This is a genomic window from Pseudomonas sp. CAM1A (assembly GCF_047501685.1).
In the GTDB taxonomy this organism is placed as follows: Bacteria; Pseudomonadota; Gammaproteobacteria; order Pseudomonadales; family Pseudomonadaceae; genus Aquipseudomonas.
This window is the reverse complement of record NZ_JBFNXP010000002.1, coordinates 271,198-296,841: the sequence shown is the minus strand read 5'-3', so window position 1 is coordinate 296,841 and position 25,644 is coordinate 271,198. Positions and strand designations below refer to the sequence as shown.

36 protein-coding genes are annotated in these 25,644 nt (G+C 60.6%); 12 read left to right on the top strand and 24 right to left on the bottom strand.

Features of this window, described 5'->3' with window-relative positions:
* Positions 1 to 3: 3 nt before the first annotated feature.
* The 10 genes from ABZO33_RS05065 (at position 4) to ABZO33_RS05020 (ending at position 3,716) form a co-directional block, all read left to right on the top strand.
* A complete protein-coding gene (locus ABZO33_RS05065; RefSeq protein WP_414535094.1) occupies positions 4 to 534 on the top strand; it encodes a hypothetical protein in 531 nt (176 codons plus the stop codon).
* Positions 531 to 791, top strand: coding sequence for a hypothetical protein (locus ABZO33_RS05060; RefSeq protein WP_414535093.1), 261 nt, complete (start codon positions 531 to 533; stop codon positions 789 to 791). Before ABZO33_RS05065 ends, ABZO33_RS05060 begins: the two co-directional genes overlap by 4 nt.
* Positions 792 to 840: 49 nt before the next feature.
* Complete coding sequence (locus tag ABZO33_RS05055; RefSeq protein WP_414535092.1) at positions 841 to 1,350, top strand: hypothetical protein; 510 nt, start codon at positions 841 to 843, stop codon at positions 1,348 to 1,350.
* Positions 1,347 to 1,598 carry a hypothetical protein gene (locus tag ABZO33_RS05050; RefSeq protein ID WP_414535091.1) on the top strand — a complete coding sequence of 84 codons (252 nt, stop codon included), beginning with the start codon at positions 1,347 to 1,349 and terminating at the stop codon, positions 1,596 to 1,598. The genes ABZO33_RS05055 and ABZO33_RS05050 overlap by 4 nt, the downstream gene beginning before the upstream one ends.
* Positions 1,595 to 2,107, top strand: coding sequence for a hypothetical protein (locus ABZO33_RS05045; RefSeq protein ID WP_414535090.1), 513 nt, complete (start codon positions 1,595 to 1,597; stop codon positions 2,105 to 2,107). The genes ABZO33_RS05050 and ABZO33_RS05045 overlap by 4 nt, the downstream gene beginning before the upstream one ends.
* Before the next feature lie 94 nt (positions 2,108 to 2,201).
* Positions 2,202 to 2,420 (top strand): hypothetical protein, encoded by a 219-nt coding sequence (locus ABZO33_RS05040; RefSeq protein ID WP_414535089.1) that lies wholly within the window; start codon positions 2,202 to 2,204, stop codon positions 2,418 to 2,420.
* A gap of 52 nt (positions 2,421 to 2,472) precedes the next feature.
* Entirely contained in the window at positions 2,473 to 2,727 is a 255-nt protein-coding gene (locus ABZO33_RS05035; RefSeq protein WP_414535088.1) for a hypothetical protein, read from the top strand.
* A gap of 66 nt (positions 2,728 to 2,793) precedes the next feature.
* Positions 2,794 to 3,210 (top strand): hypothetical protein, encoded by a 417-nt coding sequence (locus ABZO33_RS05030; RefSeq protein WP_414535087.1) that lies wholly within the window; start codon positions 2,794 to 2,796, stop codon positions 3,208 to 3,210.
* A 37-nt stretch (positions 3,211 to 3,247) separates the two neighbouring features.
* A complete protein-coding gene (locus ABZO33_RS05025) occupies positions 3,248 to 3,424 on the top strand; it encodes a hypothetical protein (RefSeq protein WP_414535086.1) in 177 nt (58 codons plus the stop codon).
* Positions 3,425 to 3,434: 10 nt separating this feature from the next.
* The gene (locus tag ABZO33_RS05020) at positions 3,435 to 3,716 is read left to right on the top strand and encodes a pyocin activator PrtN family protein (protein ID WP_060545660.1); all 282 of its coding nucleotides are present in this window, start codon (positions 3,435 to 3,437) and stop codon (positions 3,714 to 3,716) included.
* On the opposite strand, the gene ABZO33_RS05015 is transcribed toward ABZO33_RS05020, so the two are convergent.
* Entirely contained in the window at positions 3,685 to 4,827 is a 1,143-nt protein-coding gene (locus ABZO33_RS05015; protein WP_414535085.1) for a tyrosine-type recombinase/integrase, read from the bottom strand. The genes ABZO33_RS05020 and ABZO33_RS05015 overlap by 32 nt on opposite strands.
* 492 nt (positions 4,828 to 5,319) lie before the next feature.
* On the opposite strand from ABZO33_RS05015, the gene ABZO33_RS05010 reads away from it, so the two are divergent.
* Positions 5,320 to 6,810 carry a P-loop ATPase, Sll1717 family gene (locus ABZO33_RS05010; RefSeq protein WP_414535084.1) on the top strand — a complete coding sequence of 497 codons (1,491 nt, stop codon included), beginning with the start codon at positions 5,320 to 5,322 and terminating at the stop codon, positions 6,808 to 6,810.
* A 207-nt stretch (positions 6,811 to 7,017) separates the two neighbouring features.
* Here the strand turns inward: ABZO33_RS05010 and umuC are convergent, their stop codons facing one another.
* Complete coding sequence (gene umuC / locus ABZO33_RS05005; protein ID WP_414535083.1) at positions 7,018 to 8,289, bottom strand: translesion error-prone DNA polymerase V subunit UmuC; 1,272 nt, start codon at positions 8,287 to 8,289, stop codon at positions 7,018 to 7,020.
* Positions 8,279 to 8,707, bottom strand: coding sequence for a LexA family protein (locus ABZO33_RS05000; RefSeq protein WP_414535082.1), 429 nt, complete (start codon positions 8,705 to 8,707; stop codon positions 8,279 to 8,281). Before ABZO33_RS05000 ends, umuC begins: the two co-directional genes overlap by 11 nt.
* A gap of 107 nt (positions 8,708 to 8,814) precedes the next feature.
* On the opposite strand from ABZO33_RS05000, the gene ABZO33_RS04995 reads away from it, so the two are divergent.
* A complete protein-coding gene (locus ABZO33_RS04995; RefSeq protein ID WP_414535081.1) occupies positions 8,815 to 9,501 on the top strand; it encodes an SOS response-associated peptidase family protein in 687 nt (228 codons plus the stop codon).
* On the opposite strand, the gene ABZO33_RS04990 is transcribed toward ABZO33_RS04995, so the two are convergent.
* The 21 genes from ABZO33_RS04990 to ABZO33_RS04890 form a co-directional block, all read right to left on the bottom strand.
* On the bottom strand, positions 9,502 to 10,791 hold the full coding sequence (locus ABZO33_RS04990) for a hypothetical protein (RefSeq protein ID WP_414535080.1): 1,290 nt from the start codon (positions 10,789 to 10,791) through the stop codon (positions 9,502 to 9,504).
* Positions 10,792 to 11,104: 313 nt separating this feature from the next.
* Positions 11,105 to 11,647: a lysis protein gene (locus ABZO33_RS04985; protein WP_414535079.1), complete on the bottom strand. Its 543-nt coding sequence runs from the start codon at positions 11,645 to 11,647 to the stop codon at positions 11,105 to 11,107.
* Complete coding sequence (locus ABZO33_RS04980; RefSeq protein WP_414535078.1) at positions 11,647 to 12,198, bottom strand: glycoside hydrolase family 19 protein; 552 nt, start codon at positions 12,196 to 12,198, stop codon at positions 11,647 to 11,649. Before ABZO33_RS04980 ends, ABZO33_RS04985 begins: the two co-directional genes overlap by 1 nt.
* 23 nt (positions 12,199 to 12,221) lie before the next feature.
* The gene (locus tag ABZO33_RS04975; RefSeq protein WP_414535077.1) at positions 12,222 to 13,280 is read right to left on the bottom strand and encodes a phage late control D family protein; all 1,059 of its coding nucleotides are present in this window, start codon (positions 13,278 to 13,280) and stop codon (positions 12,222 to 12,224) included.
* Positions 13,281 to 13,337: 57 nt separating this feature from the next.
* A complete protein-coding gene (locus ABZO33_RS04970; protein WP_186713635.1) occupies positions 13,338 to 13,544 on the bottom strand; it encodes a tail protein X in 207 nt (68 codons plus the stop codon).
* Positions 13,519 to 14,361, bottom strand: coding sequence for a phage tail protein (locus ABZO33_RS04965; RefSeq protein WP_414535076.1), 843 nt, complete (start codon positions 14,359 to 14,361; stop codon positions 13,519 to 13,521). The genes ABZO33_RS04970 and ABZO33_RS04965 overlap by 26 nt, the downstream gene beginning before the upstream one ends.
* A gap of 9 nt (positions 14,362 to 14,370) precedes the next feature.
* The gene (locus ABZO33_RS04960; protein WP_414535075.1) at positions 14,371 to 16,980 is read right to left on the bottom strand and encodes a phage tail tape measure protein; all 2,610 of its coding nucleotides are present in this window, start codon (positions 16,978 to 16,980) and stop codon (positions 14,371 to 14,373) included.
* A gap of 131 nt (positions 16,981 to 17,111) precedes the next feature.
* Positions 17,112 to 17,408 carry a phage tail assembly protein gene (locus tag ABZO33_RS04955; RefSeq protein ID WP_414535074.1) on the bottom strand — a complete coding sequence of 99 codons (297 nt, stop codon included), beginning with the start codon at positions 17,406 to 17,408 and terminating at the stop codon, positions 17,112 to 17,114.
* Between the two features lie 27 nt (positions 17,409 to 17,435).
* A complete protein-coding gene (locus tag ABZO33_RS04950; RefSeq protein WP_414535073.1) occupies positions 17,436 to 17,945 on the bottom strand; it encodes a phage major tail tube protein in 510 nt (169 codons plus the stop codon).
* 12 nt (positions 17,946 to 17,957) lie between these two features.
* Complete coding sequence (locus ABZO33_RS04945) at positions 17,958 to 19,124, bottom strand: phage tail sheath subtilisin-like domain-containing protein (protein WP_414535072.1); 1,167 nt, start codon at positions 19,122 to 19,124, stop codon at positions 17,958 to 17,960.
* Positions 19,125 to 19,206: 82 nt separating this feature from the next.
* Positions 19,207 to 19,617, bottom strand: a complete 411-nt coding sequence (locus tag ABZO33_RS04940; protein ID WP_414535071.1) for a phage tail protein — start codon at positions 19,615 to 19,617, stop codon at positions 19,207 to 19,209.
* A 21-nt stretch (positions 19,618 to 19,638) separates the two neighbouring features.
* The gene (locus ABZO33_RS04935; protein ID WP_414535070.1) at positions 19,639 to 21,210 is read right to left on the bottom strand and encodes a phage tail protein; all 1,572 of its coding nucleotides are present in this window, start codon (positions 21,208 to 21,210) and stop codon (positions 19,639 to 19,641) included.
* Positions 21,203 to 21,811: a phage tail protein I gene (locus ABZO33_RS04930; RefSeq protein ID WP_414535069.1), complete on the bottom strand. Its 609-nt coding sequence runs from the start codon at positions 21,809 to 21,811 to the stop codon at positions 21,203 to 21,205. The genes ABZO33_RS04935 and ABZO33_RS04930 overlap by 8 nt, the downstream gene beginning before the upstream one ends.
* Position 21,812: 1 nt before the next feature.
* Positions 21,813 to 22,694: a baseplate J/gp47 family protein gene (locus ABZO33_RS04925; RefSeq protein WP_414535068.1), complete on the bottom strand. Its 882-nt coding sequence runs from the start codon at positions 22,692 to 22,694 to the stop codon at positions 21,813 to 21,815.
* A complete protein-coding gene (locus ABZO33_RS04920) occupies positions 22,691 to 23,017 on the bottom strand; it encodes a GPW/gp25 family protein (RefSeq protein WP_110604271.1) in 327 nt (108 codons plus the stop codon). The genes ABZO33_RS04925 and ABZO33_RS04920 overlap by 4 nt, the downstream gene beginning before the upstream one ends.
* A 2-nt stretch (positions 23,018 to 23,019) precedes the next feature.
* The gene (locus ABZO33_RS04915) at positions 23,020 to 23,235 is read right to left on the bottom strand and encodes a hypothetical protein (protein ID WP_414535067.1); all 216 of its coding nucleotides are present in this window, start codon (positions 23,233 to 23,235) and stop codon (positions 23,020 to 23,022) included.
* 44 nt (positions 23,236 to 23,279) lie between these two features.
* Complete coding sequence (locus tag ABZO33_RS04910) at positions 23,280 to 23,861, bottom strand: phage baseplate assembly protein V (protein WP_414535066.1); 582 nt, start codon at positions 23,859 to 23,861, stop codon at positions 23,280 to 23,282.
* On the bottom strand, positions 23,858 to 24,373 hold the full coding sequence (locus ABZO33_RS04905; protein WP_414535065.1) for a hypothetical protein: 516 nt from the start codon (positions 24,371 to 24,373) through the stop codon (positions 23,858 to 23,860). The genes ABZO33_RS04910 and ABZO33_RS04905 overlap by 4 nt, the downstream gene beginning before the upstream one ends.
* The gene (locus ABZO33_RS04900; protein ID WP_414535064.1) at positions 24,366 to 25,028 is read right to left on the bottom strand and encodes a hypothetical protein; all 663 of its coding nucleotides are present in this window, start codon (positions 25,026 to 25,028) and stop codon (positions 24,366 to 24,368) included. The genes ABZO33_RS04905 and ABZO33_RS04900 overlap by 8 nt, the downstream gene beginning before the upstream one ends.
* A complete protein-coding gene (locus ABZO33_RS04895; protein ID WP_414535063.1) occupies positions 25,025 to 25,345 on the bottom strand; it encodes a hypothetical protein in 321 nt (106 codons plus the stop codon). The genes ABZO33_RS04900 and ABZO33_RS04895 overlap by 4 nt, the downstream gene beginning before the upstream one ends.
* Before the next feature lie 2 nt (positions 25,346 to 25,347).
* On the bottom strand, positions 25,348 to 25,644 hold the full coding sequence (locus ABZO33_RS04890) for a hypothetical protein (RefSeq protein WP_414535062.1): 297 nt from the start codon (positions 25,642 to 25,644) through the stop codon (positions 25,348 to 25,350).

The window sequence follows — 25,644 nt, the reverse complement described above, 5'->3', positions numbered from 1 at the left end:
CCCATGCCCACAGAAAACCGATCCAGCAACACCGAGATGGTCAGCGTGCCGCGCGAAGCCGTTGAGCAAGCGGCGGAACTACTGCAGGAATACAACAAGTGCAGCATTGCCCGTGAACTGCGCGCCGCCCTGGCCAAGCCAGCCGAGCAGCACCAGGCCGAGCCGGTGGCGTGGCGCGGGGTCAACGAACTCGGCGATATCGTTACCGAATGGATAGATGGCGCTCCACCCGAGGCCATGGTCGACCTATGCGGAAACCCCGCCAGCTTTGCAAGTCTTGAGCTGGCCTACACCAACGCCGACCCTGGCGAGGTTGAGCGGCTGCGCGCTGATCTGGCGCGTATGCAGGCTAACTATGCAGATGCCTTGAAGGCTTCGCGTGGGCTTTGGCAGGACCGAGACAGAATGGAGAAACAGCTGGCCGAGCGGGATGCGCTGCTGCGCGATCTACTGAATTGCAACACTGGGTTCAAAATGCGACAGAGGATCGAAGCCGCCCTATCCGCCAGCGCAGAGCCGCAGGTGAAGTCGTGAAGACGCACTTCGCACCATTCACCGACCTGGAAGACATCGAGCAAGCACCTTGCGGCACCTGGCTAGGGGAATCCCCAGAACTGTCAGGCGACTGGGCCAAAGTCGATTGCCAGCTGTGTCAGAAACGCAAGGAAAGGATCATCGCTGCCGCAGCTGATGAGGAACGATTCATCGTCGAGCAGATGGGCGACATGGCGGCCTATATGCGCGCGGTGGACTCTGACCCACAAGAGAACATCTGTACTCCCCAGCTGTAACCCCTCTCCCCTCTATTCACTGCCGCGATATGGCGGCCAAGGAATCCGTATGCCCAGCGCACAAACGGCGGCACGGTGGTGCCCGGACGAATGCCCGATAACAGGCCGCAAGTTCTTCATGTGGATCGAGCACCCCGATGGCGGGATGGTGCCAACCTATGGCGGTCCTTTCGACAGCTACACGATCCCGACCCGCGACGGCGACGAAGGCTTCTTCTGCGAGCGGTACGACCACGATTACGGTGGTTGGCGCGACGACGAAATGGTGGGCCTCAAGCTGATCGACGACCAAAGCGACGAATGCGAGCACGGCCAGGTTGCCGAGCTCCAGGCAGAAATTGAACGGCTGAAGGCCCAGAGCCGCGTCATCACGTTGTCCGGGTGCGAGTACACCGAAGACGATTTGCTCGCCCGGGCGGTTCGCGGAGTGAGAGGCACAGCAAGGCAGAAGAGACCGCGATGGGCACTGATGACCGACGTGTTCCTGTGCGGATCGGGGGTAGCACATGCGCTGTGCAGGCGATTCAACGTTGATCCAAGCGAGGAACTCAGCAAATGACTCGCCTCGCCTTCTGCCTCCTGCTGCTGACCACCGGCGCCAGTGCAACCGAGAACGTCATCGACGTGCAGCACGACAGCCAGCGCGGCGTCACCTGCTACCTGCTGAATGGGGTCGGCATCAGCTGCATCCCCGACAGCCAACTGCAGGCCGGCAAAGAGCGCCAGCTCTCCCCGCACGAAACCCAACCCGAACCTACACCTGCTGCCGCGCCGGCGGCCTGGAATGATGAGAGGTATCAGCTGTGACAGAAGACGACATCATCAAGCTGTCGGCCAAAGCCATGGGCTTCGAGCTGGATTACCGGCGCGGCAGTGACGCCTTCTACTACGACGACCCCGAGACAGGTCGGGAGGTCTGGCTGCCGATGCAAGATGACCGGCAGACGATGCTCATCATCGCAACGCTCAGGATGGACATCTGCTGCTTGCACCACCTCGCTCGCGCCACAGCGCATGTGCCGTATGTCGGCTTCAAACAAAGTGAGGTGCCGCACGCAGCCGAACCAGGAGCCCGGCGAAATGCCTTGCGCTTGGCAGTGGCCACGGTGGCAGCCAAGTATGGCCAGGGGATGCTCGACGGCGGGACAGACGAGCGAGTTCTGGGGCACCTGCTTGCCATCGAAGGCTCAACCGCCCACGCCATGCGCGGCGCGATCCGAGAGTCTCGCGAGGAGATCAGCAAGGCGTGCCAGCGCCTGAAGCGGAAGGGGCTGGTGACCAACAAAGGGCCTTTCTGGCAGGCGGTGCAGCGATGACCGACCTGATCGAAGTGAAGACCTGCACCTGCCCATCCGGCGACGGCTCACTGCGCTGGCCGTGCCCGGTTCATCCGCCAGAGGAGGTCCAGCCATGACAACTGAATCAACCAACGTGCAAGGCCTGATGAAGGCCTGCCAGCGCGGTGTGTCCGGCAAAGGCCCTGCGATCGAGGCGGCAAACAACCTGCTGGCCGAGTGCTACGGCCTGCTGGGCAAGCTCGCCGCCGAGAACGAGGCGCTGCGCAAGGACCGAGATAGTTTGCGCGAAGACCGAGACGGCCTGCTCGAAGCCGGAGGGCACCTTCTATGATCGCCCTCGCCTACATGGCCTACCTGATCTATCGGGGGCCGCGATGACCGAGATGAGCAAGATCTACCCGCACATGACGGAGAAGGAAGAGCAGGAGCACTTCCGGAAACTGCTCGAAGAGGATGAGCGCCAGCAAATCGCCCAGTTCGCCTTGCTCAAGGCCGAAGATCACCACACCCACTGCCGCGATTGCGGCCGCTTCGTCGATAAGAGCCGCTGGCTGCTCAAGACCTCTGTTTTTGCGCAGCGCGGACAACGCCCGCTATGCGCGCCCTGCTTTGCCGAATACGACTTCGACTACGGCTGATCCAGCCTAACCCCTCCCCCAACTACTCAAGCCCGCCGACATGCGCGGGCATGGAGAGCTATTGCCATGACGAAAGAAGAACTGGCGGCACAACTGTGCTGCATCGAGTACGGCGCGAGGATCCCAGGTGAACTGATAGTCGCCGCACAGAGCTCTGGGCTGGTAATCCTGTGCGGTGCCAGTGACGACCTGATGGAGTTCTACGGCGCACGCCGCGAAGAGATCGGATGCTACGGAGGAGGCACGGCCTTTGTCGATGTAGACGGTGTGCTGCCCGACCGTGACTGCCTGGACGGCGACGAAGAGATCGCCGAGTACGTGCATCGCCAAAAGTCAGCCAAGCCAATCGAAGCGCTGTGGTGCCAAGAGGACGGCTACAGCTGGACCTACAAGACGGACATACCTCACGCCACGTTCCATGTTCTGGAAGACGACGCTCCCTACTGTCGCGGGATCGTGTTCGCACTGGCGGATTTGGCCTGACATTTACCTGCCGCCACCGGCGGCGTGGAGACCATCCATGAACCTGATCGACTGCTACGTCACGAAGATCCTCGGCGAGCCGTATCGCAAGTTCGGCCACTGGTGGGTATCGGCCGAGTACGAATCGGAAGGCCGACCAGGCACAACCCAACTCATGTTCCGCACCGAGGAAGCCGCCCGCGCGGCGAAGGTCGGGTACCACTTCACGGCCTGAGGAGGCCCACATGAACACCTATTTCCTGCTCATGGCCCAGTACGGCGGCCAGGCAATCATCCCGCTCGAGCGTGTGTGCCTTGACTACTTCAGCCACCTGACCCCGGAAAAGATGAAGGGCAAGGTGGCCCGGGGCGAAATCAACCTGCCGCTGGTCTGCATGGAGTCGAGCCAGAAGTCAGCCAGGGGCGTGCACCTGAACGACCTGGCCGCCTATCTCGACGCGCAGCACGCCAAGGCCAAGACAGAGCATGACAAGCTCATGGGTCGAGGCCTTCGCCGCGTCTCGTGATTCTCTTCTGGGCCTCGATCACGGGGCCCGTTATCACCTTCTCGATCCATTCCCATGCTTTATATGGATCGCCATTCCCCCGCAGGTGCGTATAGCGCCTCATCGAGTTCCAATCCCGGTGACCGGAAACAGAGGCCACCTTCGGGATATCCCACCCCATTTCGAATAGCCGGCTGACGCCATCGTGGCGCAGGTCGTGGAAGTGCAGGTCGTCCACCTCCAGGAAGTTGCAGGCCCTGGTGAAGGAGGCGGACACCGACTTCGAGTTGTACGGAAACACCTCGTCGGCTACCCGCGGCATCGACTGCAGAATCCGCCAGGCCTCATCGGGCAGGTGGCACCACACGTCGTTTCCGTACTTCTGGCCCGGGTTCTTCATGTCGGTGATCAGCGCCGACTGATCCTTCTCGTTCAGCGCGTCCCAGCGAATCCGGGTGATCTCCTCTTGGCGACGGGTGGAGAACAGCGCGAACAGAACCACCCGCAGCATGTCGATCTCCTGCTTCCGGCGATCGCGCATCTCCTCGAAGTACTTCAGGATCTTGTCGAGCTCGTCCTTCGTCGGCCGGCGGCTGCGCTCGCGGCTTTTGCTGACGGCCCCCATCTTGCGCAGCACCTTGCGGGCATCGGGCATGGCGTGCGGGTCGACCTCATAGCCCCAGGCTGGCCTGGCCACGGAAAGCACGGCGCCCAGGTGGGCCAGGTCGTTACCCACGGTCTGCGCCTGAATACCGTACTTCTCCATCCGCCACAGCGCATACTCGACCAGCTTCTGGCTCGTCAGCTCGCTGTCGACCACGTCGCCCATCCACGTTTCCTTGATGGCCAGCAGCGTGGCGCGCTTGGTCTTGCCCAGCGGGCGCAGCTTCTCGTACTGGCCCAGGTACTTCTCGATCATGTGCCTGACGGTGACGCCGCTTCGGTTCGCCTTCTCGATCGCGCCCGGCTCGTGAAGTTCGGCCTCGCGCTTTCGGATCCAGGCCTGGGCCGTAGTCTTCCGATCGAAGGTCTGGCTTTCCTGATAGACTTTCACGCCCTTGCGCATGATCCTGATCTGGGCGTCGTACGTGGTCGACCCGTCTTTCCTTTTGCGGGTTGTGATGGTGCCCATTTGCTAAATCCCCAATTGCCCTTGCTGAAATTCAGCAACGAGCTTTGGAGAATAAGCAAAAAAGGTGGTAAACGATAGATAATGAGAGAAACCCGAATGCACCCCGAAACACCAGAAAACGCGGCCCGCCCAATGGATACGGTAGTAAGGCGGTTTTCTGTTGCGCCGATGATGGATTGGGGGTGTTTTCCCTAGAGACACCGGATTTACTGGCCTAGATAGACACCGCGCTGAACGCGTACCATTTCTGTACCAACCCTTCGCAGATTTCCGGTTGAAAGCTCAATACGAAAAATGGGAACCAGATTTCTCCCAATGGCGCTTTGTGCCCTTCTATGATCCGCTCACCGTGATAGGGCGACCATTATGGGTCGCATGGTATGGAAGGCGCTTGACAACTCACGCAATCCAAGCTGCACAATACGTGCAGAATTTTGGGGCATTAGATCGATTAAGCTTGCCATCACTCAACAACTAACATGGACGAACGATTTGAACAAGAAGACTCTTTTAGCGTCGATTCGAGTAGGCCACCGAGTCGCTGAAGATGAAAAAAATGAACTTGCAAATTATTTCATCAGAACTTCACAATGGAACAAACTATCCAATGGCGAGATCGATGTAATCTACGGCGCCAAGGGAACAGGAAAAAGCGCCCTATACTCTTTGTTAACCAACAACACTGACGAATTTAAAGGCAGAAACATCCTTTTAACCCCGGCAGAAAATCCGCTAGGCGCATCTGCATTCCAAGAATTAATTGACAACGACTCCTGTAACGAATCCGACCTAACCTATATATGGAAGTTATATATTCTCCAACTTATAGCCGCCAAGCTGCGTGAGACCGGAACAGCCAACAGCGTTTCAAGCAAATTAATCGAGACCCTGGAAACCGCAGGATTACTACCAAAATCGTTCACGCTCGGCGCGCTATTCAGCAGAGCAATTAACTACATAAAAAGCTTTGGCGACAAAGATCCCACTGACGTTGAATGGACTCTATCCCTAGACCCTACGTCTGGCGCCCCTAGCGCAACAAGGAAAGCCTCCTACGGGCCAACAGACACCCGAGCCAAACTTTCTAGCGTCCCAGTCAACGATTTACTTCACTTCGCCAATGAAGGCCTGAGTGCTGAAAAACTTTCTATCTGGCTTCTTTTTGATCGCCTTGATGTTTCGTTCTCATCCTCGCCGGAATTAGAAAAGTCCGCCCTACGAGCGCTTTTTCGTGTATATGCAGACCTAAAGCCTTACACCCACATAAAAGCTAAAATCTTTGTCCGTAAAGATATATGGGAGCGCATCACAGAGGGTGGTTTCAGGGAAGCAAGCCATGTCATTAAGACTGACACAATCGAATGGGACCGCGACGGCCTGCTCAACCTAGTCATCAGCCGACTCCTCAACAATCAGTCTTTGGTTGACTATCTTCAAGTCAATAAAAACGATGTCACAAGCGACATATCCAAGCAAGAACTAATACTTAAGAGAATCTTCCCAGACAAAGTTGACACGGGAAAAAACCCAGATGCATTTGACTGGATTATCTCGCGAGTCCAAGACGGAACAAAGAAAACAGCACCCCGCGAAGTCATCCATATGCTTGAGTGCCTCCTTGCCAGCCAAATTAGAAAAATCGAACAAGGCAAACCGGAACCAGACGCAGAGATACTGTTTGATAGAACCGTATTCAAAGAATCGCTATCATCGGTTTCCCAGGTTAGGTACACACAAACCCTGTGCGCTGAGTACCCGAATCTAAAGAACTACACTGAGCTTCTCAAGAATGAAAAAGCTGAGCAAAAAGTAGATACTCTAACGCGCATATGGAATATCGAGTCCGAGAAGGCACTTTCAGTGGCAGACCAGCTTGTAGCAGCCGGGTTCTTTGAAGCCCGTAACGACAAAAATCAGCCCACCTACTGGGTACCATTTCTGTACCGTGATGCACTGGACCTGATACAGGGAAAGGCTGTTTGATTTAGCCTAAAAGCCCGAGAACCTTTGGTCGATATCTACAACACACCCCGATTGTGCTGGAGTATTGACGAAAAAAGCGCCCAAGCCCCACGTACAAGGGGCTTGGGCGCTTATTTGTACCTGTTAACGAAACGTCCAAAGGGCATTGAGGGGCATAGAATGGCGCTCAGTTTGCCCCATTTTTGCCCCATGGTCTGGAGTGTCCTTCTACCGTACTCGCCATAGCTGATCGATCCGCGTGGTGTACGAACGGCTCATCATCTCGCGCCGCATCCCCCAGTCAGGGGTGTCGGGGACGCTGGCCGTGCGCATCGTTCCTCGGCCGTACTTGCCGTTGATTTCGTCCAGCATCGACATCAACCGATCACAAGCCGCCGGCTGCGTCACGGCGAACAGATCATCGCTGAACTCCCCCGGCTGCCGCAGATCCATCAGCAGAACCTCAGCCTTGCTGTAGCGGAAGCCCGAGCGGTAGACCTGCTCCGCCGCTTCGGTGGCGGCCCTGGAAAGCAGCAGCGTGTCGTTGGTTGGGTATGGCAGCTCGACCAAAGCGCCCTTGGCGTACTTGGCTTCGTCCGGGTTGAACATCCCAGTACGGATGCTGACCCGCATGCGCTTGCATACCGATCCCTGGGCGCGCAGCTTCTCCGCCGCTCGCGCCGTGTAGGTGGCCACCGCCTGCTTGATCGGTGCCAGCTCCGTCAGCCGCTTGCCAAACATGCGGCTGCAGCAGATCTCCTGCTTCGGCGGGTCAGCCTCATCCAGCTCGAGGCAAGGTGTGCCGGCGAGCTCGCGCGCGGTCTTCTCCACTACCACACTGAATTTGTCGCGCAGCATCCGTGGGTCTGCCTTCGCCAGGTCCATGGCCATGCGGATGCCCATCGCCTCGAGGTGCGCTGTCATTCGCCGGCCGATGCCCCACACCTCTTGCACCTCGGTGTTGCGCAGTACCCAATCGCGCTTGAAGTCATCAGTGATATCGACCACCCCGCCCGTATGCGCCTGCAGGCGCTTGGCAGTGTGGTTGGCGAGCTTTGCCAGGGTCTTGGTGCGGGCGATCCCCACACCGACGGGGATACCGGTACAGCGCAACACCCTGGCGCGCACCTCCCGGCCGAACTGGGTCAGGCTTCCCTGCACGCCGGTGAGATCAGCGAAGCATTCGTCGATCGAGTAGACCTCGGCCGCCGGCACCATCGACTCGATCAGCGACATGACCCGCTCGCTCATGTCGCCATACAGCGCATAGTTGGACGAGAACGCCACGATGCCATGCCGCCGCAGCTTCTCCTTGGCCTGGAAGTAAGGCTCACCCATCTTCACGTAGGGCTTTGCATCATACGACCTGGCGATCACACAGCCGTCGTTGTTGCTCAGCACCACGATGGGGGTCTTGGCCAGATCCGGCCGGAACACGCGCTCGCAGCTCGCGTAGAACGAGTTGCAGTCGATCAGCGCGAACACCTGGTCACTGGGCATGATCGCGCACGCTGTAGCGAACCACACCCCAGATGACCAGATCGTCGCCCTCCATGACGTGCCGCGCTGGATAGGCAGGATTCTCCGATTGCAGGATCAGCACGCCGTCGCGCCGGTACAGGCGCTTGCAAACGGGCTCGGCGTTGATCGCGGCGATCACGATGTCGCCGTGCTCGGCCTCCTTGCTGCGGTCTACGATGAGAAGGTCGCCCGAGAAAATCCCGGTCCCCTGCATGCTGTCGCCCTCCACCTGCACCAGGTACACGTGCGGGGCACGCAGGTCGAACAGCTCGTCGAGGGAGATATGACGCTCCAGATGATCCGCCGCCGGCGAAGGGAATCCGGCCGGCACACGGAACGAGTACACCGGTAGCAGCGCAGGGCCGCCCGTCGGCGCGCCAAGGAAGGTGATGGTCATGGCAGATCAACTCAAATGAATAGCTGTATATTCGTACAGTAAACTGTCAGACCGTTCCGACGTCAATGCGCGGACGCGAGGCAGCCGACAAACGAGCGAGGTGTGGTATGTGCGGGAGGTACTCGATCTACGAGAGCATGGACGACTACCTGAGGCAGCTGGCCCTCGATCTGGTGGTCATCAACGGGTATGACCATGAGCGGATCAACCGGTACAACGTGGCGCCCTCTACCCGTGTAGAGCTGATAAGGCCAGTGCCTGGAGGGTTGAGCGTCGATCAAGTGAAGTGGGGATGGTCGCCATTATGGGCGAAGGGGAAGCGGCCCGACCCGATCAATGCGCGGGCCGAGACGGTGATGACGGGGAAGTTCTTCAAGTCGCTTTGGCCGAATGGCCGAGCCTTGGCGCCGGCCAATGGCTGGTTCGAGTGGATAGCCGATCCTGCGGACCCAAAGCGCAAGCAGCCCTACTACATCCAGGCAGCGGACCAGGCCCCGCTGTTCTTCGCGGCGCTGGCTGAAGTCCACGCCGGCATCGAGCCAGACGAGCGCGACGGTTTCGTGATCATCACCGCGGCAGCTGACCAAGGGCTTATCGACATCCACGACCGTAAGCCGTTGGTCCTCAGCCCTGCATTGGCGCGCGAATGGATCGATTCCGCAACCTCGGAGGAACGCGCCACCGAAATCGTCCAGACGGGTTGCCGCCCGGCGAGCGACTTCAAATGGTACCCGGTAGGCGAATCAGTTGGGAACGTACGCGACCAAGGCAAGCATCTAATAGAGGCGAAGTAGCTATTGGGCTGGCAGAAACCGCTCAACATCTACATCTAAAGACGACGCTACATTTTTAACCTTCTCAAAATCAGTGGCGGCCACAAAAGCACGAACAACCCCACTAAGTTCATGACTATAAAAGACCTGATCATTTTTCTTGACTAACGCAAAAAACTTACTTAGATACGCCGAAACATTGAGAGATACCGAAACAATACTTTTCAAAAATCGTCCAATCTCATTAGCCTCAGCAAAATCCCTTGACAAAGAATATAAATCCAACCACCTATCCAAGGCTTGCTCAGGTACATAATACACCCAACCTACGCCTTTTAGCTCTTCAAATGTCGCCTTCTTCAACCTAGTTATCGCGGATCGTTTCAACGTAGGCAGATCATCCCCGACCAGCAAAATCTCAAACTGATCCATTAATTCTACGGGAGAATTCTCTACAAAATTATTGATCCTGTCACGCTGGGCATCACTCAAACAGCCCCAATAATCCATAGATTGATTGTAACAGATAAGCGCAACCAACCTGACAAGCTCTTCATCGGTCCGCTGCGTAGAGGCCAAGTTACTAAACACCGGATAACACTCGCTAACCCAAAGCTGAGGATGCATTTCTTTAACGGATGCCAAAGCAAGGCTGGCTCTGATTTTAGAAATATTTTCCTGCGTTCCAGAAAGGATATTCTTGAGTAGGACAACAACAAAATTTCTGTAAAGAGAAGCCCGAGGTCTCCCCAAAGGCCCCTCGCTTAAAAATTGTTTTACTGCCTCGGGACGGCTTGGGAAGTACCTGGAAGCCATATCAAACATAATATTATCTAAAGCTGATTTTCCACTCGCCGCTGGGCGGGACAAGACAGATCTAACAGAGTTTACAATATGAAGCCTAGCCAATTCCGCCGTAGGAGTAAAAACCTCGGAATCAATTACATGAGAAGGATGAGCACAACGATTACGGTCAACGACCAGGCGACCTAAGTCAACATATTCCACATGAGATACAAATTCAAACTTCTTTGCCTGCTCAGGCAAGTCTTTCTCAAATGCAAGGGCAGCGCGAATATCACCATCTCGCTGTATCTTCTCAAACTTATTAATCTCTTGCTCAGCCATTCTATCGCCAGCAGCCGATAGTTCCCTTAGCTTATCAACAATGTCGAATGCAACCGCAATCCAGCAAGATACCACAGCCGACCTATAGGCCCCCGCCTTATAACATAGCACGGCCTCACGAATATATTCTTTAGACCGAGGATCTTGGCAGGTCAAAACAATTTCATCGAGATCTAAAAGCATAACGCTCCCAAAAAATTCAATTCTTGCTCTGTCTACACTCGCACACAACCATATTGAATTTCAAGATCGAACAAAAATACCGCCGAATACTTGTGGATTCCAGTTCATAGTCACGTGCTATCCCTCGCTTTAGCTTTGCAATACCGTTGATTGGCAGCGGAGTAGTGGATATCCAGGTGCTTGAAGTGGAAGCCATCGAAGGCTCGCCGCGCTTTGTGCACAAGGCAGGGGCCACGGCTGGACTTGCAGGAAGGGTCTGTGGGTTCGGCGGGCCGGGCTGGATGTTGGCGCATCCGCCCGGCTCGCCTCTTTACTACTTCGTGACTTCGCGCACGTAGGCCTGGCAGGCCTTCAGCGCGATCAATCCTCGATCGCCTTCGTCAGTGATGGCGACAATTCGTCGAGCATGCGCTGGGTCAAGTTGGGCGCGTAGGGCTCCATCCACCACGCCTCCGGTGCCGGCGGGCGCTCGCACCCCACCGCCACAACCCTGGGCGGCAACGGATCCGGCGTCGACCAGGACTGACAACCGCAGATCAGCAGTAGCAAGCCGGTCGCGCAGACGAGCCTGAGCTTGTTGAGCATCGTTAATCTCCTTCCAGTGGGTTTTTTCCTGTGCCTGCAGGCGATCTTCCAACTCGCGCCTGGCTGCCTGCTGCTGTTCGAGCTGACCGAGCACCGCCACCGCAGCACCCTCCCGCTCCCGGCTATGCTCCAGATCCTTTGTCGCAAGCCGCAGCTCGTAGCCTGCCGCCTGCGTGGCCAGCTCGTTGGCCTGCCACAACCAGGCAAGCCGTGCGCCGACCACGGCACCGAACACCAGGGCCAGCAGGGCGAGCCGCGATTCGAGGCCCATCAGATCAGCACCTGCTCGGCACGCCTGTAGATCGCCAAGCGATCCTCCAGGCCATTCAGGCCGCCGTTGATGCGCCGCGTGATGGCTTCGAACGCCGCCGGTCCCTTATCGGCCAGCGAGTTAAGGCCCGCCTGATGCCAGAACCACCCCGCCGAGTCAGCGGCATGCTCAGGGCGCTCGAGGAGTTCGGGGTGGGCCAGCAGGTTCAGGCCCAGCGCCTCGCCACAGCGCTTGTAGTTGTCGTGACCGGTGACCTGAATCAGGCCACGGCCGCGATACTTCTGGCCGTCACCGTCGGCCTCGGGCGTGTTGCCCAGGCGCGCGGCGAGCTTGCCGGTGTCGTACCTGCTCAGGTACTGGTTACTGCCCAGCTCGCGGACGTAGCGTAGCTGGCCCGACTCATGGCCGACCTGGGCAAGCCAAGCACGTTTGCGAAAGGGAGTGACGATCCCCCACTTCACCATCGACGCGTTCAAGACAGGAAGAAAAACGCCGGCTTGGGTGCCGGCGTTGGGAAGGATCTGCTGCAGCTGCTTGAGTGTGACGGTCATCTTGAATCTCCTGTTGTGGCCGCTCAGGCCGGGTTCACCGCGACCACCTTCAGTGGCTTATCGGATTTCGATTTCTTGCCCTTGCCTTTGGCCTTGGCCTTGCCCTTCTTCCCGCCGTTGCACTCCACCGCAGTTGACCAGCCAGAGACATCGAACGTCTGCTCGACGCTGTCGACCAGGTACTGTCCGTCAAGCCCATCCTTGAAGCCCTGGGCGTTGATCACCCGTTCAGCGAAGAGATCGGTTCGCCCAGCCATCTGCAGGCGCACGCCGGCCGTGCTGCGGTTGAAGGCCGCGAGCTTGGCTTTGGCCGCCTGCTGGGCTGCCGACTTGTTCGGGTAGATGTGACGATCGGTGTGCACGCCCGGCAGGCCGGAGGGGACGTCGTCGTTGCTCAGCTCGATGACGGCCAGATCTCCAGTCTTCTTGTCCTGGTGCGTGGTCTTCACCGCTGCCTGCGCGCTGCGATCACCGAGCCGGAACTGCCACCGGCTCACATCTGCCGGGGTGATGGTGATCGTGCCAAAGGCCTTGCCGCTGGCACTCAGGCTGGCTTCGCGAGGCATGACCAGCAGCTTGCCGTCGGCCACCTTCGCCGTGCAGTCGTACTGCTTGGCCAGGCGGGTGATGAAGTTGAAGTCGGATTCGTTGCGCTGGTCGACGCGATCGACCTTGGTTTGCACCTGACAGACCGGAGTCCAGCCATTGCGGGCGGCGATGTCGCGGACAATCTGCGACAGAGGCACGCCCTCCCAACTACCACTGCGTGTGGTCTTGCCGGTGCCGCGCATGTCGCTGGCCTTGCCACGGATCACCATGGTGCGGGGCGGCGCCGAGACCTCGATCTCGTCGACGGTGTATCGGCCCAAGCGAGCCAACGGCTGGCCAACGTAGCCGAGGTGAACCTCGATCCGCGCACCTCGAGCAGGCAAAGCCACCGCTGCGTCGCGGTCATCGATCCGCAGCTCGAACTCGTCGGAGTCCATACCGGGCTTGTCGGTGGTTCTCAGCAGGATCAGTCGGTCGTTGATCAGCGTCGTGATGTCCCTGCCATCAGCGACGATGCGGAAAGTGGGTTGCATAGCCCCTCCAGAATGAAAGAGCCCCGCACTGGGCGGGGCTCGGTGTGTGGCGGTGGGTCAACCCCACAACTCAATTGTCTCGATCGACGGCGCCGCCAGTTCGGGCAGCACGATGATCACCCCGGCGCGGTAGGGCTGCGGCTCATCCGCCAACCCAGGATTCTCCTGCAGCACCAACTCGACCGTGCCGTTGAGGTGCCCGTAGTGCTGGTAGCACAGCGTGTCGAGCAGATCCCCGTCAGACGTTCTGCATGTCATTGCCATAACTCACGAACTCCAATGAGAAACCCTGCTTACGCGGAATGCCGCCGGCCAGCAGCGCGCCTTGCTCTTCGTCCAGGCTGGTCAAGCACCAGGTGCCCAGCACGTCGCCGTAACCGGTCACCAGGCTGACCGGCTGTAGCCGGCGGACGATTGTGCGCAGCGCATCCAGCTGCTTGATCCCGCCCCTGCTCGTGAAGATCACCCCCTTGAGCGTGATCTTGTCCTCGCCCTGCCCGACCGCCTGCTGCGCAATGGTTCGCGTCAGGCGCTCCTGGCCGGCCCAGCGCGCCGAGGTCTGCCGGCGCAGTTCGTCGAAGGCCGCAGTGTCCAGGTTGAAGTAGTACGGCTGCAGCTTGGCATCGAGCGGCTGCAGGATCAGCAGGTGCGGGAAGGGCTTGATTGCCTCGGCTGCCGGCGTGGCCAGCGGTGCGAGCGCACTGGTCGGCAGGATGTTGGCCAGCGTAGGGCTTGCCTGCCCAGCGATGCGGCTGATCGCCGCCGAGGCCCTGCCGGCCTGCTCCTTCAGCGAACCGAGGCGGTCTTGTACCGCTGCCGCTCCGCTGACCACCTGGCTATAGGCTGATGCGGCCTGCCCCACCGTGGACTGGGCCGCGTTGATGGCTCGCATCGTGCGCTGCAGCTTCTGGCCGAGGGCCGGGCCAAGGACTGGCAGGCTCTCCAGCTCCGAAGCGGCACCGGTCATGTCACCGACAGCACCGGTCAGCGGGCCGAGCATCCCATCGAGACTGGTACGGCCAGCCTCCCCCGCCGCAATCAACGACGACAGCGTCGACTGCATGGACGCCATGTAGGCCATGGCACCTCCTTAAACGTGAGGTTGATCGAAGAGCTGACCAGCGGCCTGGCGAGCCAGGTTTTCCCGTGACCAGGTTTCCCAGCTGTTGCGGATCATCCCCTCGAGCGAGCGGAACACCTGCTGCGGATCCTTGACGTCACCCTGCACCGTGATCGGCATGTTGGGCATGTAGGAGAACTGCTGGTCGACCTTGGGCGGGTCCGCTTTCGGCTTGGCCTGCTCGAGCGCCTGGGCCACAACGGGCGCCGTGGGAGCGGGCGCTGCAGCTGCGATCGATCGCGCGACATCCCCTGGCGCGGCTTTGTCCTTGTCGGCCTTCGCCACCTGCTCGTCCTCGCCGAACAGCTTCTTGCCCAACCAGCCACCCAGGCCCTCACCGCCGAGGCCGCCGATCGCAGCACCGATGGCTCCACCAATCGCCGTGCCCAAGACCGGTACAACAGAACCGAGCGCCGCACCTGCAGCACCGCCCGCCAGCGCACCGGCCAACCCGCCCGCCGCGCTGCCGTAGCCCTCGGCTTTCTCGTCCTGGTTTTTTGCGTTCATGGCCGTCTCGACCACGGTCATGCCCGCATCGAGGACCTTCCCGCCTGGGAGCCTGCCGACCACCTTCGACACCTTGCCGACGGCACCCATCATCCGGCCTATCCGCCCGACCTCCGCTCCAGCCGTCGCACCACCTACGGCCGCCGCACCTGTCGCAACCCCGGCTCGAGCGACTCGGCCAACAGCCCCCGTAGGAGCAGATCGACGCGGCGCAGGCCCACCCCGGTCCCTGCGCTGCTGCCGGCGGCGCCGTCGACCACCCGGCTCACCCTCGCCGGCCGATGAGCCAAACCCGCCGAGGTCCTTGGCGTTGACGACAAACACACGCTGCGGATCGCTCGCGAGGGCACCACGATCATCGTTCGCAGCACCCGCGCCGAACACCTTGCCTAACGCGCCGAGGCCAGCATCGACCACCGGATTGCCCGTCTCCGGCAGCTCCCCCTCGCCACCGGCGCCACGCCCCATCCTGCGGCCCCGTGCGAGGTTGAACACCCCGCGCCCGACCCTGACCGCGCTGCGGGCCGTGAGGAACGCCATTACCGCCGCAGCAACACCCGCGATGCCCATGACCAGTCCAGGCAACTTATCCGACAGGTCGGTGATGCCGTGGACGATCTTGGTCAACCCCGTTGCCAGCAGGTCAGTGGCCGGGCGGATCGCATCGCCGATGCTACGCATTGAGTCGTCCACCGCCTGGCCCAGCTCGCCCCACCGCTGCTTGGACGTCTCCCGACGCTCGGCCAGGTTCTTATCGAGGATGCCCCCTACCTTTTTCGCATCAGCCGAATCGGCCTTGAGGGTGTTGTACAGACCTCGGTTCTGCGCGTAGGCCGTCAGGGCTGCCTTGACCTGCTGATCAGCGAACACATCGCCAGTACGTAGGCTTTTCTCCAAGGCCGCCAGGGCCGCCGTGGCCTTCTCCGGGTCGACTTCCTTGTCGATCTTGGCCTGGGCTTCCTTCATTGCCTGGGCTTTCTTCGGGTCGGTCTTCTCGACGTACTGCAGGGCCAGGCCCATGGACGCCTCGAAGACGTTCATGCCCTTTTGCAAGCCGGTGTTCAGCGACTTCTGGTAGTCGATCCCGACCTTCTCATAGTTCTTCTGGATGTCGCCGGCACCGATCTTCTCCATCCAGTTCTTGAAGTTGTTCGCCGCTTCGTCGGAGCTGCCGGCGGTCTTCATCTGCACCTGCAGCATTGCACCCAGCGAGGTGACGGCATCCAACCCCGTGACACCACCCTTTTCCATGCCCGCCAACAGCTGCGGAAACCAGCGCGCCATGTCGCTGGCTTCAAAGCTACCGGCCTGGCCCTGGTAAGCAATGGCCTCCAGCGCCTGCTGCATGACCTTCGGATCGGTGATCTTTGCGTTCTGCTGCAGCGCCTGAATCATCGCCGCCGTGTCGACGCCCAATGCACCCTGACCGATAGCGAACTTCGCCGCCGTCGGCGCATAGGCCATGGCCTTGTCCACCTCCATACCGGCGCCGACCAGCTGGTTGATCAGGTCCGCCACGTCGTTACGCGACATCCCGGTATCACGCGCGGTATCGATTACCGCCCGGCTGAGCTGGGCCTCTTGCGGCTTGTTGACGATGTCCGACTTGATCGCGATGTCACGGATGATCGCTTGATAGTCCGCACTGATCTTCGTCGGGAACGCAGCCAGACCGGCGCCGACCACGGTGGCACCGATGTTGGACTTGAGCGACGACTTGCCCGCATCGATCTGCTGCCGGCCTTTGTGCTGCAGATCTGCAGCTTTCGCCTCGCGCCCGAGTCGCTGGTACTCCTTGGACAGCCGGCCGACCTCGATACCCTGTTTCTTCAACGCATTGAGATTGCCGTCGAGGCGCCGCAGCAGCCCGGAGGCCGCCGCCGAGCCGCTGTCGTGGGCTTTCTTCCATTCCTCCCGGAGCTTGATCGTCTCGCCGATGGTGTTCTTCAACACCTTCGCGCGGCTGCCGCTCTCCTCAAGCCTCTTGATATGCCCCTTGGCAGTGCCGAATGCCGAACCAAGCGATGCAGCAACGGCCCCGCCAATTTCCAGTGCGATCGCCAGCTTTGCCATGCGTTACCCTCCTGCAGGCTCAATCCGTGAGCCACCAGACGATGTCCATCCACGACATCGCCGAGATCTCGTCCGCCGAGAAACCCAGCTCCTTCGCTAGCCGCTTGGCCAGCTGCTTCTGGGATCGCGGGTCAAAGTTCGTCGTCTTGCACCAAACGAAAATAACCGGCCTGCAGGCGGGCATAGTCTTTGAGGATCAGGCCTTCGAGGTCCTTCACACCGACCTCGGCCAGGGAGGCGAACAGGTTCAGTTCGCGTTGCTCGTCGTCGCCATTGGTGAGCTGCTGTGCCGCGCGGATGTCGCGCACTGTCGGCGCCCGCAGGCTCAACTTGTCCACCTGCACGCCATTGCACTCGGCGGGCTTGCTCAGGGTGACGATGACGCGGTCGGCTTCAACCTGCAGGTAAGCGGGGATCTTCTTGCTCATAGGGTGTTGTCCTTGTCTGTGAATGCGTTAAAGGCCCAGGGCCTGGCGTTGCTGGGCGAGCTGGTCAACGCCGTCGATCACCCGTTTCATGCCCAGGGCATCGATCTCGTAGATCAGGCGCCCGTCGACCTCGAGCTTGTAATAGGTCACCGCGACGTTGTGCTTGATCTCGGCCTTGTCGCCCGGCTTCCAGTCGCCCATGTCGACCTCTTTCAGCGCGCCGCGCAGGGTAACGACCACTGGGGTGACCTTGCCCTTGAGGCCCTTGAAGGCGCCACGGAAGGTGCCGTTAAAGGCGGTGCCGTCGGCCAGGCCGAAGAACTTCAGCGCCTCCCGGCGAACGCCGGTGGTGGTGAAAGCGGCCTCTTGCTTCTCCATGCCCTGCTCCATCTCGATCGGCATGTCCATGCCGCCCGGGCGGTGCTCTTCCATCTTCAGGGTGAGCTTGGGCAGGGTCAGGCTGGGCACGTCGCCCTGGAAGCTGACGCCGTCGACGAACAGGTTCAGGTTGGCCAGTGTTTCGGGAATCATCGCCATGGGGTTCGCTCCTTATGCGTTGGCGTCGAGGACTTCGGTCAACCACTGGTTAGTGACCTCGACGCGGAAGTTGGGGTTTTCGGCAGGCGGTACGTCGGTGAAGCGGATGTTCCAGTACACCTTGCCCTGCTCCAGCTGGCTGGCAGTGTTCAGCTCGGGGTCGGCGAAGACCTCGAAGTTGATGATCGCGCCCTGGTTCTTCAGGTCGCGCATGAAGGCCTGCAGGCCCTCGGTGACGTCCTTGACGTAGGTGGCGGTGATGGAGCGGTCCACGGCCCACTTGTGGCCGTAGAGGATTGCGTCCATGACGATGTCCATCGTCCGCACGCGGGTGACGAAGGCCCACTTCGGATCGCTGGACAAGGTGCGGTTGCCCCACAGGCGGTAGCCGTCGTCGCGAATGATGGTGGCGATGTTGGCGTTGTTCAGCAGGTTGGCGCGGCAGGTCTCGTCGCCGTCGAGGAACTCGATGGGCCGCGATGTACCGGTGATGCCGACGAACTCCTTGTTCGAGGGCGATGCCCAGAACCCATACTCGCGGTCGGTCCAGGCGAACAGTCCGGCCACCCAGGCCGAGCTGGCCGCGTCCACCGTGGCGCTCGCGTCGGTATCCCAGAACCGCACGCCCGGGTCGACCAGGAACGCACGCTTGGCACCGAACTCGCCGGCATACGCGACAGCTGCTTCGTCGGTGGTATTCGGCCCGTCGATAATGGCGATGCCGCGCAACTTGTCGGCCAGGGCCACCAGGGCGGTACCGACGGCCTGGGTGGCGCTGTGCTTGGGAGTGACCAGCAGCCGAGGCTGGGCGTTGAACCGGCTCTTGCCGTCGAGCAGCGCCTGCAGGCCGGTGCGCTGCCCGCCTGCTTTAGTACCCCCAATGATCGCCGAAGTCTGTTCAGCGGCGTCCTCGAGCTTGGCCACGCCGCACGCGACGATCACCGCCTTGGCACGGCTGTAGATGGCACGGCAGGCCTTGGTGATTGCCGCGTTCTCACCGAAGGCGGCAACCGCCTCGCGCTCGCTAGTGATCATCACCAGGTCGTTCGCAATGGCCGTTGCACCGGGTCCAGGGGTGAAGGTGTCGACCAGGCCAATGATCGAGGACGACGGCAACGCGATGGTGCGCGCGCCGGTGTCGACGTTCGTTACGGTAACGCCGTGGAAAAAGCCACTCATAAAAATCTCCAGATGCGAAAAGGCCCCGCATCGCAGGGCCTGGGGTACAACGGAAAAGAAAACGCCCCGTCAGTGCGGGCCGTCATTGGGTTTGTTCGGCGATCCAGGGCGGCGCGATAGGCCGATGCTCAATCTCGGGAAACTGTTCCGACTGCGGCCAGTCGCGTAACGCTTGCAAGTGCGCTAGCAGTTCATTGAACTGCTCATCCGTGATAGTCGTGGCAACACCCAGTTCGACTTGGTCACGATGCCGGTCCCTGATCCACTGGATACTCAAAAGAGTGTTAGCTCGCCAACCACGCTCGCGTGCCTCTTTGAACTCCTCCGTATACTCCAACGTCAACTGGCCGTTCTTCAGTTTTATTTCTTGACCTGAGTTACGACCGGTCACAAGTAACTGATATTCAGCTTCCGCCACTTCAATAGCATCCGAAGGAATATCTTTGTGAATACGAGAGCTATAGAAACAGCCCGTAGAAATACTAAATTTCATAATTTGATTCATTAGATCGCCCTACCTTCCAATCGCGAAAATCCAGCCCTTGCCGCCTCCGCCGAACGTTCCGCCAGCGGTCCAGGCATAACGGGTATTGTCGACCACTTGAACAATCGTCCCGTAGCTCCCAGCAAAGCCATTGATGGTGTCCACGCCGAGCTGCAACCAACTACCGAACACAACAGAAGGAAACGGCACCGGGAAATACCGATAGTCAGTCGCCGAACTTGACTCGTCGCTATAGGCCCACTGGATCATGAATCCCCCCAGCCAGGTGGGAAACTTGATAAAGCCATTGCCGCCAAAGGTGTAGGAGAATCCGGCGACCAAATACGCAGGCGCCACCGCAAGATAGCCAGAGGCGCCAGTGACCACCTCGTTCAAAGTAGCGAAACGGCAATAGCCTGCAATCGTCTCGCTCGCGGCTTTCAGCTTGGAAGATACATAGTAAGCAAGGCCGGCAACACTGACCCACTTCGCGGGTGTCACGCCAGCATCAAGGTCAGGAATGCTGGCCTCCATGCTGGTATCGAGGATTTGTGACGACGTATAGGCCTGAGCACCCACAGCCCAAGTTCTCACATACGCCCTACCGGAGTGCGCACTGATCGCTATCGAGACTTTCGAGGTATCGTGTTTTTTCCAATCAACCCCATCCCAATAGGCGTTCTGACAGACGCTTGACTCAAGCTGCGAAGTAACGAACGCGTAGTTAGTTCCATGCAGGTCATAACTTCCATAAGGCAGCGGATTTACATTCGGAATGGCATCGGTGATGCCATAGCCGGCCAGGGTACTGGCTTTGTTGGCCTTGCCTGACAGGGCCGTGTTGATCTCAACTTTGGTGTAAGCATCGGTAATGCCATAACCGGCCAGCGTGATGGCGTTGTTTGCCTTACCAGATAGCGCGGAATCAACAGCAACCTTGGAATATACGTCCTGATTGTTCGCTTTGGACGACAGCAGGTTGTCAATGGCCGTCTTGGTGTACGTATCTTGAATGCCGAACCCGGCGAGCGTTGTCGGGTTGGCCCCCTGCAGCACAATCCCCCGCTCATCTATCGTGACTTTCGTGTACGTGCCGGCTGCTTTGTTCTTCGGCAATACGCTCAAGATTGCCGTATCGACATACTCCCGAGTCGCAAGCACCACCGACGGGTCAATCTTGAGCTGCACATTACTGGAGCTGCTGACAATCAGGTTCATGCGCACCACCTGGGTGCGCCCCGAGCCCTGGCTGAGCAACGGTTTGTAAGTCGGCGCGCAATTGGCCACCGCCACCATGTCGCCGTCGGCATCGTACAACGCAATTTCGCGAATCCAGTGGCCGCCCACATCAGCCGGAATGACTTGCTCCGCCACGATAACCGAGGCGTCCTTGTCGTCCACCTTGAGCAGGTTCAGGGGCGCGCGGCGCCACTCGTTAATCAGTCGTGTCTGGGCTGCGCTCGGCGTCGGGTCGGCACCGTTGGCATCGCCCACTCCCATCTGCGTGATCTTCCACGGAATGCCCAGCGCATCCGCATTGGCCTGTTTCGCCGCGCCCACGTTGGTGAGGATGGCGAAGAACTGCGAGTTCTGGTCAACCATGTGTAATGTCCAGAGTGTCGATTGTGTGTTCACGTCCCCCGCGCCTGATGACGCCGGAAACATCTATGTCGCGCTGTGCCGGCGGGTAGACGTCGAGCACATCGCCGTCGCTCAACGAACTGGCCAAGTAGAAGCTGCCTCGGGTTTCCAGACTGATCTCCAGGGTGACCAGGTGCCGACTCACGGGCCGGGCGTCATCCAGCAGTGACGAGAGCTCCCGATAGGTCTCTTCATCGATACCCTCGTCCGAAACCCCCACCTTTAGCCCGAAAGTCCCTGGCACTCCTCGCGGCTGTTGCTGCCACCATTCGTTGATTTCGATGAGGTAACCGAACGGCTCGACAACACGCCGAAGCGCGCCGATCGTGCCCTTGTGGGCATGCACGAAGAACGCGGAGCGGATCACCGAGCGCTTCACTGTTTCGGACCAGCCATCGTCCCAGCGGTCCACCGACCAGGCCCAGGCCAGCTGGTACAGCAGGTGCGCCGGACAGGTGTCGGGGTTGTAGAGGGTCCGCAGGGGAATGTCGGTCAGCTCGTCCGTGGCGACCTCGACGGCGCGTTCCAGCTGGGTGCTGTTCACGGGGAGCAGGCTTTTCATGTCAGCTACCCCATGCCACGTCGATCGCCTCGCACCAGGCTGCCTGTTCCTTCGTGGGGCGGATGTCCGTCCACCCCACCAGATCCACGCGGCTCACACCGTCAATGTGCAACTGGGCATCGATCCCCGACCGCGAAACCTCAAGGCCCAAGCGACGCCGGGGGTTAACCCACGCCTGCAGCCGAGCCCGGCACACCGCCAGGATGGCTTCGTTCTCCGGCCCCGCGCCAGCCTTGTACAGCACGGCCTCGACTCGATACGGCAGGATCTCGGCAGCCTGGACCGTAAGACGGTCCGCCACCGGCCGCACATCGTCGTCGCTCAGGTGCGCGCGCACCGTCTCCAGCAGCTCCGGCGGCGGCACGCCCATGCCCTCCAGATCCAGCACCGTGACCACCACCTCGGCCGGGGCCGGGCTCTCGGCTGTCGCGTCAGCCACCCGGCCGGAGGCATTGCGTGCATGCAGGATGTAGCTGTTCCTCGGGCCGGCGGTGGTCAGGCCCTCATAGACCAACTGCACGCGTTCACGCAGCGCGTCGTCAGCCTCGAGGACGCGCTCGATCGGAGGCACCGCATTCAGATCCTCGGCCTGCACCACCAACCGCTGCAGGTTCACATTGGCAGCCAACTGGTCAAGGTCAGCGCCGCGTGCATAGGCCAGCATCAGGGCCTTGGCCGCGTCGTTGACCCGCGCCCGGTTCTGCATACGCCGGTAGGCGCCCAGCTCGAGGAGCTTGGTGATCGGGTCACTCTCAAGCAGCGCGTCCCATTTGTCCCCCATGTACTGGCGAAAGCGCTGCAGCTCTTCGTCGTACACCCCTTCGAAATCAAGGCCCTCCAGCACCTGCGGCGCCGGGAGCTGCGACAGATCCACTACGCTCATGCACTCACCTCCAAAACTGCGCTGTCGCCCAGGTACGTGCCGGTCAGCTGCAGGTCGATCTTGCCGTCAATGACCGCAAGCACCCGCACCCGCTCCAGCTGCAGACGCGGTTCCCATCGGCCCAGGGCACGGGCAACCTCGGCCTGCACCGCACTTTTCCAGCCCTCGTTCACCGGCAGGTCGACGTAGCGGCGCAACTGGCAACCGTACTCAGGGCGCATCCGGCGGCTGCCTACCGTGGTAGTGAGGATGTCCTCAATGGACTGCCGCAGGTGCCCCAGGCCGGAGACTGGCTGGCCCGTTCGACGATCCATTCCGATCACGGTCAGGCTTCCCTGAAGTCGGACCGGTTGCGCATGTAGGCCAGGCCCACCGCGTCCTCGCCGCTGATCGTGACCTGGCCCTGCACCACCTCAAGCTCCACCCAGTCGGGCAGGATCAACTTGCGGCGGGTGTACTCCTGATCGATGAATGTCACCGGCCCGCGCGATAGCGGCGCCGCTTCGCTGCCCTCTTCAGGCGCTCTCTGTGTTCTGGCCATGCTTTCCTCCAGGCATGAAAAAGCCCGCACTAGGCGGGCTGTGGTCAGTGTTTGTGGTTTGCCGTGTTGCCGGCGGTGTCGATGATCCGCCCCCCGCCGTTGATGTCACCCGTGACCACCAGTGTTCCGTTGATCGTGACCGCGCCGGTCAGCGTGATCGTGTCGCCCTGGGCGGTGATGCTCGAGGACTGGGCCGTGATGGCGTCGTCCGTCAGCACCGCCTGGGAGGCTCCGACCTTCACCGTAACCGTGCCGCTGGGCAGCTCGATCGTGTAGCTGTGGGCCTGCCAGTCGTAGACCAGGGAGCCACCGTCGTCGAAACGCCAGACCTCGACATGGTCGCGGTTGTCCGGCGCCGGGCCGGCGTTGCCGTACAGCCCTGGCACGAACGTGCCCTGGGCAGGCTCGCCGCTGGGACTGATCAGCGCGCCCTGCTCGTCCAGGCTCGGCGCCCGCCAGTGGCGTGCCTTGCCAGCGGCCTGGCTGTGCCAGCGGACCCAGGCGCTGGTCCAGCCGCTGCCGTCCGACACCCGCACCATCGCGGCGACCAGGTCGACGGCGACCACCCGGCAGGGGATCACCAGGCTGGCCAGCATCCGGTCGTGCATGGCTGATGCGTAACTCATGACAGTTCCTCCGGGCTGACGGGCTCAGCGTCTGGGCCGACCTTCAGCACCAACGAGCCGGGCGGCTCTATTGGCCAGGGCCACTCTTCCTCGCCGAGGTAGATGATCTGCGTCCACTCGACCACCCAAACCGCCATGCTGTCCAACTCGGGGCGACTCCAGTCCCGCTCCGCCCGGACGAACTGTGCAGGCTCGACTTCAATGCCCCAGGTCTGCAGCCGTAACAGCACAACCAGCTGTGCAGCAATGAACGCCACAACGTGCAGGTGATCTTCGTCCTCGACGCCAACAATGGGCCGCGCCTCGAAGCGAGCCTCAACCGCCACTTCCCCCGTGCCAGGGTCACGCTCTGCAGCGTCGAACCCCGCGAGCTCGATCACCACCGCCGGCACATCAACGACGGTGAGCATTCCGGGCATCGTGCCCACATAGCGCAGTCCCGGTATCGCCTGCGTGATGGCTTCTTCCATCGCCGCGTACACCCTGGCCAGGGGGATTGGATCGTCAGCCATTTCCGACCCTCCGTGTAAGCTTGACCATCTCGAAGTTCAACTCCTGCTCCATCACCACCAGCAGGCGCTGGTGGGCCTTGTTCGTCCATGACTCGAAGTGAGGCCTGACGTCCTCCAGCGAGATCTTGGCCTTGGCCAGGGGGAAACGGCTGTCGTTCTCCGCGATCCAGCCAGAACTAGCCCCGCCAGCCTTGGAGACCTCGCTGTCGGGGTAGTCGCCTGGGTCAAAGTGCTTGCTCGCCGTGCGGATCCAGATATCGGCCTTGCTGCCATACACCTGGCGGTAGAACGCGCCTTGATAGCGACGCCCTGCCACAGACACACCCGCACGGGTCTGCCGAGGCCGACCAGCCCGGCTGGCCTCGATCGGATTGAGACCGAACCACAACTTGCCCTGGCCATTGCTACCGGCCTTGTAGGCCCGCAGGCGCTGCCGCACCGCCTTGACGGCAATGCGCTCCTGCTGGCCCACCGAACGAGCGACGTGCCCCTGCAGCCAGCGCAGCGTCTTGTTGATAGCTCTCCGCTCCGCTGCGGCGACCGCCTTGGGCACCAGCCCGGCGAACTGCTCGAACCCCTTGACCTGCCGGGGGTTGGCCTGCAGCGTGATCAGGCCTGTGCTGCCGGATTGCTTGTAATAGCTGCCAACGCTCATTTCACCTCCCGCAGGGCACAGTTGATCCAGCCGCTACCATCTGGCTCCCGCTTGGCGATGACATACCGTCCACCGCCATCTGCCGGGGCGAGATCGCACACCAGGTGCAGCCCCTCCCTGATGCCATTGGCCTGGGCTACGCGCACCGAGAAGACGGGTTGCCGCAGGCCGGTGTTGATCGAGCCGACCCGGGGCTGCTGCCACGGTACCGACATGAACCCAGACACCGGCTTAGGGAAGCCCTCGATCTCGACCTCGTCGCCCAGCTCCTCGAGCAGGGATTCATCCATGTCCGACATGCTCTCGCGAAAGGACATGATCAGGCCTCCCCGTCTTCGTCTTCTTCCTCTTCCTCTTCTTCCTCCTCGTCCGGGTTACCACCACCAGCATCCGGGCCAGGGGCTGGAGCAGGGGCCGGAGCGGGCGGCCCCGCCGAAGGCGAACGACCAGCGGAACGACTAGCGGTACTCAGCTTGCCGCGAGCAACGATGGCCCCCTCTTCAAGCAGCAGCTCGCGGATGGCAGCCGAAGACGGAACGAAGACCTCACCCGCCTTCACGACCTTGCCGCCGTCCTGAATGCAGCCATCCACCACCACGTATTCGACTTTGGCCAT

Excerpts from the sequence above, each read along its gene's own strand:
- ABZO33_RS04910 (WP_414535066.1), bottom strand. The coding sequence starts at position 23,861 with ATGAGTTACGCATCAGCCATGCACGACCGGATGCTGGCCAGCCTGGTG.
- ABZO33_RS04945 (WP_414535072.1), bottom strand. The coding sequence starts at position 19,124 with ATGAGTGGCTTTTTCCACGGCGTTACCGTAACGAACGTCGACACCGGC.
- ABZO33_RS04980 (WP_414535078.1), bottom strand. The coding sequence starts at position 12,198 with ATGACCGTCACACTCAAGCAGCTGCAGCAGATCCTTCCCAACGCCGGC.
- ABZO33_RS04930 (WP_414535069.1), bottom strand. The coding sequence starts at position 21,811 with ATGAAAAGCCTGCTCCCCGTGAACAGCACCCAGCTGGAACGCGCCGTC.
- ABZO33_RS05000 (WP_414535082.1), bottom strand. The coding sequence starts at position 8,707 with ATGACCATCACCTTCCTTGGCGCGCCGACGGGCGGCCCTGCGCTGCTA.
- ABZO33_RS04990 (WP_414535080.1), bottom strand. The coding sequence starts at position 10,791 with ATGCTTTTAGATCTCGATGAAATTGTTTTGACCTGCCAAGATCCTCGG.
- ABZO33_RS05035 (WP_414535088.1), top strand. The coding sequence starts at position 2,473 with ATGAGCAAGATCTACCCGCACATGACGGAGAAGGAAGAGCAGGAGCAC.
- ABZO33_RS04970 (WP_186713635.1), bottom strand. The coding sequence starts at position 13,544 with ATGGCAATGACATGCAGAACGTCTGACGGGGATCTGCTCGACACGCTG.
- ABZO33_RS05025 (WP_414535086.1), top strand. The coding sequence starts at position 3,248 with ATGAACCTGATCGACTGCTACGTCACGAAGATCCTCGGCGAGCCGTAT.
- ABZO33_RS04900 (WP_414535064.1), bottom strand. The coding sequence starts at position 25,028 with ATGAGCGTTGGCAGCTATTACAAGCAATCCGGCAGCACAGGCCTGATC.
- ABZO33_RS05015 (WP_414535085.1), bottom strand. The coding sequence starts at position 4,827 with ATGGGCACCATCACAACCCGCAAAAGGAAAGACGGGTCGACCACGTAC.
- ABZO33_RS05030 (WP_414535087.1), top strand. The coding sequence starts at position 2,794 with ATGACGAAAGAAGAACTGGCGGCACAACTGTGCTGCATCGAGTACGGC.
- ABZO33_RS04950 (WP_414535073.1), bottom strand. The coding sequence starts at position 17,945 with ATGGCGATGATTCCCGAAACACTGGCCAACCTGAACCTGTTCGTCGAC.
- ABZO33_RS04965 (WP_414535076.1), bottom strand. The coding sequence starts at position 14,361 with ATGGCCTACATGGCGTCCATGCAGTCGACGCTGTCGTCGTTGATTGCG.
- ABZO33_RS05020 (WP_060545660.1), top strand. The coding sequence starts at position 3,435 with ATGAACACCTATTTCCTGCTCATGGCCCAGTACGGCGGCCAGGCAATC.
- ABZO33_RS04905 (WP_414535065.1), bottom strand. The coding sequence starts at position 24,373 with ATGGCTGACGATCCAATCCCCCTGGCCAGGGTGTACGCGGCGATGGAA.
- ABZO33_RS05050 (WP_414535091.1), top strand. The coding sequence starts at position 1,347 with ATGACTCGCCTCGCCTTCTGCCTCCTGCTGCTGACCACCGGCGCCAGT.
- ABZO33_RS05055 (WP_414535092.1), top strand. The coding sequence starts at position 841 with ATGCCCAGCGCACAAACGGCGGCACGGTGGTGCCCGGACGAATGCCCG.
- ABZO33_RS04955 (WP_414535074.1), bottom strand. The coding sequence starts at position 17,408 with ATGAGCAAGAAGATCCCCGCTTACCTGCAGGTTGAAGCCGACCGCGTC.
- ABZO33_RS05065 (WP_414535094.1), top strand. The coding sequence starts at position 4 with ATGCCCACAGAAAACCGATCCAGCAACACCGAGATGGTCAGCGTGCCG.
- ABZO33_RS04995 (WP_414535081.1), top strand. The coding sequence starts at position 8,815 with ATGTGCGGGAGGTACTCGATCTACGAGAGCATGGACGACTACCTGAGG.
- ABZO33_RS04960 (WP_414535075.1), bottom strand. The coding sequence starts at position 16,980 with ATGGCAAAGCTGGCGATCGCACTGGAAATTGGCGGGGCCGTTGCTGCA.
- umuC (WP_414535083.1), bottom strand. The coding sequence starts at position 8,289 with ATGCCCAGTGACCAGGTGTTCGCGCTGATCGACTGCAACTCGTTCTAC.
- ABZO33_RS04935 (WP_414535070.1), bottom strand. The coding sequence starts at position 21,210 with ATGGTTGACCAGAACTCGCAGTTCTTCGCCATCCTCACCAACGTGGGC.
- ABZO33_RS04890 (WP_414535062.1), bottom strand. The coding sequence starts at position 25,644 with ATGGCCAAAGTCGAATACGTGGTGGTGGATGGCTGCATTCAGGACGGC.
- ABZO33_RS04925 (WP_414535068.1), bottom strand. The coding sequence starts at position 22,694 with ATGAGCGTAGTGGATCTGTCGCAGCTCCCGGCGCCGCAGGTGCTGGAG.
- ABZO33_RS04975 (WP_414535077.1), bottom strand. The coding sequence starts at position 13,280 with ATGCAACCCACTTTCCGCATCGTCGCTGATGGCAGGGACATCACGACG.
- ABZO33_RS04915 (WP_414535067.1), bottom strand. The coding sequence starts at position 23,235 with ATGGCCAGAACACAGAGAGCGCCTGAAGAGGGCAGCGAAGCGGCGCCG.
- ABZO33_RS04985 (WP_414535079.1), bottom strand. The coding sequence starts at position 11,647 with ATGGGCCTCGAATCGCGGCTCGCCCTGCTGGCCCTGGTGTTCGGTGCC.
- ABZO33_RS04895 (WP_414535063.1), bottom strand. The coding sequence starts at position 25,345 with ATGTCCTTTCGCGAGAGCATGTCGGACATGGATGAATCCCTGCTCGAG.
- ABZO33_RS05040 (WP_414535089.1), top strand. The coding sequence starts at position 2,202 with ATGACAACTGAATCAACCAACGTGCAAGGCCTGATGAAGGCCTGCCAG.
- ABZO33_RS04940 (WP_414535071.1), bottom strand. The coding sequence starts at position 19,617 with ATGAAATTTAGTATTTCTACGGGCTGTTTCTATAGCTCTCGTATTCAC.